This window comes from Protofrankia sp. Cas8, assembly GCF_963555845.1.
GTDB lineage: Bacteria > Actinomycetota > Actinomycetes > Frankiales > Frankiaceae > Protofrankia.
The window spans coordinates 3,688-9,083 of sequence record NZ_CAUVXI010000227.1 but is presented as its reverse complement, the minus strand read 5'-3'; the positions used below and the strand labels follow the sequence as shown (position 1 = coordinate 9,083).

At 67.6% G+C, this 5,396-nt stretch carries 5 protein-coding genes; 1 reads left to right on the top strand and 4 read right to left on the bottom strand.

The window, feature by feature from the left end; translation table 11 throughout:
* Positions 1-543 precede the first annotated feature (543 nt).
* Entirely contained in the window at positions 544-1,017 is a 474-nt protein-coding gene (locus tag U9977_RS23215) for a hypothetical protein (protein WP_322751407.1), read from the top strand.
* A gap of 228 nt (positions 1,018-1,245) precedes the next feature.
* Here the strand turns inward: U9977_RS23215 and U9977_RS23210 are convergent, their stop codons facing one another.
* The 4 genes from U9977_RS23210 to U9977_RS23195 form a co-directional block, all read right to left on the bottom strand.
* The gene (locus U9977_RS23210) at positions 1,246-3,582 is read right to left on the bottom strand and encodes an FtsX-like permease family protein (protein ID WP_322751406.1); all 2,337 of its coding nucleotides are present in this window, start codon (positions 3,580-3,582) and stop codon (positions 1,246-1,248) included.
* Positions 3,582-4,304, bottom strand: coding sequence for an ABC transporter ATP-binding protein (locus U9977_RS23205; RefSeq protein WP_322751405.1), 723 nt, complete (start codon positions 4,302-4,304; stop codon positions 3,582-3,584). Before U9977_RS23205 ends, U9977_RS23210 begins: the two co-directional genes overlap by 1 nt.
* Positions 4,301-4,828 carry a PadR family transcriptional regulator gene (locus U9977_RS23200; protein WP_322751404.1) on the bottom strand — a complete coding sequence of 176 codons (528 nt, stop codon included), beginning with the start codon at positions 4,826-4,828 and terminating at the stop codon, positions 4,301-4,303. The genes U9977_RS23205 and U9977_RS23200 overlap by 4 nt, the downstream gene beginning before the upstream one ends.
* Positions 4,829-5,108: 280 nt before the next feature.
* Positions 5,109-5,396 (bottom strand): hypothetical protein (locus U9977_RS23195; RefSeq protein ID WP_322751403.1); only part of this gene is annotated, 288 nt, incomplete at its 5' end.

Sequence of the window (5,396 nt, the reverse complement as noted above, 5' to 3'; positions counted from 1 at the left end):
AGCACTCCTGACACGACGGTGAACCCGGTGGTCAGTCCAGACCTGCCCACGCCTGGGCGAGGAGTTCGTAGGAACGCACCCGGGCAGCGTGGTCGTGGGTAACGGTGGTGATGAGCAGCTCGTCGGCGACGACGACGTCCGCGGAGACCATGACGTACGGTGCACGCAGCGTCTCCGAATTTTCCTACCTTCAGGACCATCCGACCGGCGGAGATCGACTGCCTGCCAAGTCAGGAATAAGGCGCAGATTGTTCCACAACTATTACGGCCAGCTATCACGACCATGCAAATAATATATTCTCATCCGCGAAGCCTCCTTCGTTACAATTACGTATCCGCGGACCATCTGGCCTCAGACTTCCGTATATGAGGATATCATCCTCCTCTCTCCCCGGCGCGCTTCTGCCGATCGACAAAAGCGGGACGGCTCCAGCCAGGGGCGGTCAGCGATGTTGATCATCGCTATTCCGAAAAAGTGTCCGCCATCCGCCGGCAATACGGGACGGCCTGTTCAACGCGCCGGCGTCCAGACGAGGAGTGCCCATGGAAACAGGCCCGGTGATGACCCCGTCCGATACCGCCGAGCCGCCGGCACGGGAATTCTTTCTCCCCGAATTGCCGCGCTCCCTCCCGTTCGCCTACCACCCGGCGGCCGCACAGATCGAGTTCGCCTCGAACGGCTGGGTGCGGGCGCAGCTCGGTGAGTGCTTCGCGACCGAGGAGGACCTGCTGTTCTTCCTGCGCCAGCGAAGCGGAATCTACGGTCCCCTCACCGTGCCGAACGCCGACGACCAGCGGGCTCGGGACATTGCCGACTGGTACCAGTACGTGACGGTGATCGACAGCTTCGTCTCGGACCGGTCGGCCCTCGGCGCCAGTAGCAAGGCCCGCGAGGTCTTCGCCAACATCATCGCCGACTTCCACGGCCGTGTCCTCGGCGTAAGCCGGGCGTGCCCCGAACGTAACCGCTCTGATCAAGTCGACGGAGGTCGCGCTCTCTGCCGTCTGACGCCGTGAGCCTCCGTCCCGACCCGAGCTTCGGTGCCGCGCTGTCATCGTCCGCACATGTCTGCGTGATGAAGGCTGGGCTCCGTATCTGTACTTCCACTCGGCGCGTGCCGACATGCATCGCCGCCTGGGTGATCACGCCCAGGCGGCGGCCTACCGCCTCGCACGAAAGCGTCCGTCGAGCCCTACAGAACCGCAGCGTCGGCAGCTCCACAATGACCGCGTGATTCCGCCGGGCTATTCGACACGTGCGTTGTTCGGTTCGGTGATGCGTGTGAGTAGTGGGAGGGCGGTGAGGATCACTGCCAGGGATACGGCCAGGCCACCGCTGATGGTCAGGTAGTAGATGTGACCGGGCAGTGCGGCGGACCCGCCCTTGATGGCCAGCTGGCTGACGATCGGTACCGCGACGGCGAGACCTGCGGCGGCGGCCACGGCTGCCGCCACGACCAGCGGTAATGTCGATTCGAGCAGAACCACCCGGTAGAGGGTGGAGGTCGGGGTGCCGGTCAGGCGCAGCAGGGTGAACGGTCGTTTGCGTTCCAGCAGGCTTCCTCCGACCGCCACAGCGAGGCCGCAGCCCGCGACGAACAAGGTTATTGCGACCACGACCAGCGTGATCTGTTCGATTTCATCGAAAAGGACCGCCCTGGTGTGGGCGACTTCACCGAAGGTCTTCGGCGCGTCGGTCGCTGTCGACTGTGCGATGTAGATCGTCAGCAGCGTACGGACTTTCTCCAGCGTCGCGGGATCGTCGGTTTTGATCAGCACCGCTCCCAGAGCCAGGCCGGCGAGATCGTCAGCGACGGCGGCGCTGGCGTGGTCGACGATGGGCAGGTCCTTCTCGGCCGCCAGCATGTTGTCGGTACCCAGAAGGAGCCCGAAATCGGCGTTCACGGCCTGCACGCCCGGGGTGCACTGCCCGAGCGCGGCGAACTGGATGAGATTTTCGCAGCTGACGAGGTGGCCGATACCGGGGGGCCACCCGGTATCGGATGACGTCTGGGGCTGGCTGTCGTGCGCCGTCGGGGTGTACAGCGCCAGCGCGGTGACGCCGGGATAGGACCGCAGCCGGTGCAGGAGAGCGGCGCCGGTCTGCGGGGACAGCCCCTGCTGAGCGGATGCGAGGCTGAATTCGCTGGGGATGGGGGCTGTACCGCAGTCGCCCGCGCAGGTGGTCGGTATCGGCGCGAACGAGGCCCGCAGCACGGTGCGCAGCGTGCCGCCGCCGACCGCCTGCTGGCCCGAGATGATCGCTGGTATGAGCCCGGCGATCGCCGTCCCGATGAAGACGGCCAGCACGAGCCCGCTGACGGAGCGGAAGGCGGCTGTGGGGTTGTCGGCCAGTCGCCGTGCGGCCAGCAGCGTCGCGGCACCGCGCGCGGACCGGGCGACCAGACGCGCGGCCTGCATCGTGAGCCAGGAGCCGCCCACGACCAACCCGGCCATGATCATCATGAGACCGAGGAAGGTGACCGAAAGGTCATGGGGAGGTTGGCGGCCGGCCGTCTGGGCTCCGTTGTTGTTGCCGAGCGTTGCCGGGCCTATGAACAGGAGCATGCCGATCAGGAGCGGAAGAACCCGCCACGCCCGGGGATCGGTGGGTGTCGTCTTTCGGCTGACGCCGAGCGGAGAGATCCGCACCCGCCGCAGCGACCACAGCGCTGCACCGACCGCCGCGAGTGGGACGCCGATGAGGACGGCGGCGTACTCGGACCCGGTCGCGGTGACCACGTCGGGGAAATAGCGTGCGCCGGTGATCGCGACGTCCGCGACCGCAGGCCGCAGCAGCTGGAAGATCCAGATGCCTGCCAGCGTGCCGAACATGGCGCCGACGAGCGCGTCCATCGACGCGATGACATTGATCTGGCGTGCTGTCGCACCGACCAGCCGCAACGCCGCGAAGCGCTCCTCGCGGCGAGCGGCTGCCAGCCGGGTGGCCGTGCCGATGAGGATCAGCAGCGGGAAGATCAGCGCGATCGCGGCGAGGCCGAATCCGTACTGGTACAGGCTGGTGGTGCTGGCGACGACGGGCTTGGTCGCGATGGCGCTGACCTGCATTGTGGACGGGATCGCGGCCAGTCGTTCGGGCGCGTACCCGATGATGATCGCTAGTTCATCCGGGCTGGACAGCGCCGCGTCGCCGACCACGCCGGCCTGCACACCGGGGAACCGGTCACCGAGTTCGTCGCGTGGTACCGAGGCCAGCAGCGTGGCCAGCGCCGGTGAGGCGTAGTACTGTCCCGCGCCGGGCAGTCTGGGGACGCCCGGCACGACAGGTGCCTGCGGGCCAAGGGCCGCCACGTCGAGCCGCTCGATGGGGTGGCCCTGGTAGTAGTCGAGGCTGTAGTTCCACAGCTCGCTGTTCGGGGCGCCCGGTGTGGGGCGGGCAGGCGCCGCCCCGTGCGTGCACTCCCAGCACGGCCGGTTGTTGGTCGCCTGGAAAGCGTGCAGATCGGCCAACACCGACAGCAGCACCGCGACGCCGACCGTGACCGCCGACGCCATCAACACGAGTCTGATGAGGGCCTCCCTGCCGCTACGCAGCGACAGCGCCAGACCCAGCCGGACCATCACGGGATGACCTGTGTCGCGTAGGGGTTGATGACCGTGCCATCGCGCACCATGACCTCGCGGTCGGCACAGGCGGCCACCCGAGCCTCGTGGGTCACCAGGATCACGGTCGTGCCCTCTTCGCGGGCGAGGTCGACCAGCAGACCCATGACGTGCTCGCCCGTCAGGGAGTCGAGCGAACCGGTCGGCTCGTCGGCGAACAGGACGGTGGGCTGGGCGACGAGCGCCCGGGCGAGCGCGACCCGCTGCGCCTGGCCGCCGGACAGCTCCCCGGTACGCCTACCACCGAGGCCGTCGAGCCCCAGCCGATTCAACCATGATCCGGCCCGGCGGTAGGCCTCTTTGCGGTTGACCCGCCCCAGCAGCAGCGGCAGGGCGATGTTGTCCGCCGCGCTCAGCTCGGGCACCAGCTGGCCAAACTGGAAGACGAACCCGAAACTCGTGCGCCGCAGCTGCGTCCGCTTGGTGTCGCTGAGCGTGTCGAGCCGTCGCCCGTCGAACCAGACCTCGCCGCGGTCCGGCGTGAAGATCCCGGCCAGGCAGTGCAACAGCGTCGACTTTCCCGAGCCGCTCGGCCCCATGACGGCCAGGATCTCCCCGGCGGCCACCGACACGCAGGCGTCCTGCAGTGCGGGCGTCGGGCCGAACGACCGGTAGACGCCGCGGGCCTCGATCATGCAGCCGCGGGAAGCGGGTGCGGCGGGCAGGTCGTCGGTTCTCATGCGGCACGCACCATGTCTGCCAGGACGGTGAGCCGCTCCGAGGTGACGTCGATCCACCGCAGGTCGGCCTCGAGATGAAACAGGCCATGATCGGCCAGGAGGGCGTCAATCAGAGCGCCGGTGCGCTTGACCTCGGTCAGCTCCCGCATGCGCTGCAGATGCGCCGCACGCTGGGCGTCGAGGTAGCCTCCGGCGTCGCGTCCCAACATCAGCGCCAGCACGACCTTGGTGAACAGCACCGTCTGCAGGTGCGGCTCGCCGTGCACCGGCTCGGCGAGCCACGCCTCGACCTCGGTCTTCCCGACGGTGGTGATGGCGTAGCGCTTGCGGTCCGGTCCCCCGCCGGGCTCGCTCTGTCCGGCCGTGACCTTGCCGTCTCGGGCGAGCCGTCCAAGAGTGGCGTAGACCTGACCGAAGGGCAGCGGCTTGCCCCGTCCGAAAAACGCGTCGTAGTCGTGTTTGAGGTCGTATCCGTGGCTCGGCTCACGGTCGAGCAGCCCAAGAAGGGTCAGCGGAACACTCATGTCGGTGACAATACTCTGAGAGTAGACTCGACATCTATACACGCATGGATCAGCTCATGGTCACGACCCTCCGCCGAAGGCTGGCCGTAGCCACGGGCACGTAGGCCGACCCGCTGCCGACGTGGCGTCGCGTGTGGGAGTTGGCCCCACCTACGGACGAGTTGTCCGTTGTCAGCGAAGTTTGCCGAAGGGCGGGCCTGTGATCTGGGCGGACAATCGTCGGTGACAGGCCCCGCAGGTCGTTGTGGCGGTCGGTGCGGCCGGGTCGGGTGGGCCTGTGTCAGTCAACCTTGTCCGTTGCTGGCGGTGTCGCGCGGCGTTTGGCGACGTAGGCACGGACGCTGGCGTAGGAGACGTTGGCGTCATGGTCGTCGATCAGGCCACAACAGGCGTCTTCCAACGCGCTGACCGCCCCGTTGGTGACCGTGTCGACCGCCTTGCCGGCGCCGGCCTGGATGGCTGTGCCTGCCAGTGCACCCTCAGGGCCGACCGCTTGGATGTGCCCCAGCGGGTTGTAGAAGAGAGCCACCGATGACCTACCTTCGGGGGAACAGCTGGAAGCCTGCGG

Bases quoted from the DNA above. Each gene is read 5' to 3' on its own strand.
- U9977_RS23215 (WP_322751407.1), top strand. From the start codon at position 544: ATGGAAACAGGCCCGGTGATGACCCCGTCCGATACCGCCGAGCCGCCG.
- U9977_RS23210 (WP_322751406.1), bottom strand. From the start codon at position 3,582: ATGGTCCGGCTGGGTCTGGCGCTGTCGCTGCGTAGCGGCAGGGAGGCC.
- U9977_RS23205 (WP_322751405.1), bottom strand. From the start codon at position 4,304: ATGAGAACCGACGACCTGCCCGCCGCACCCGCTTCCCGCGGCTGCATG.
- U9977_RS23200 (WP_322751404.1), bottom strand. From the start codon at position 4,828: ATGAGTGTTCCGCTGACCCTTCTTGGGCTGCTCGACCGTGAGCCGAGC.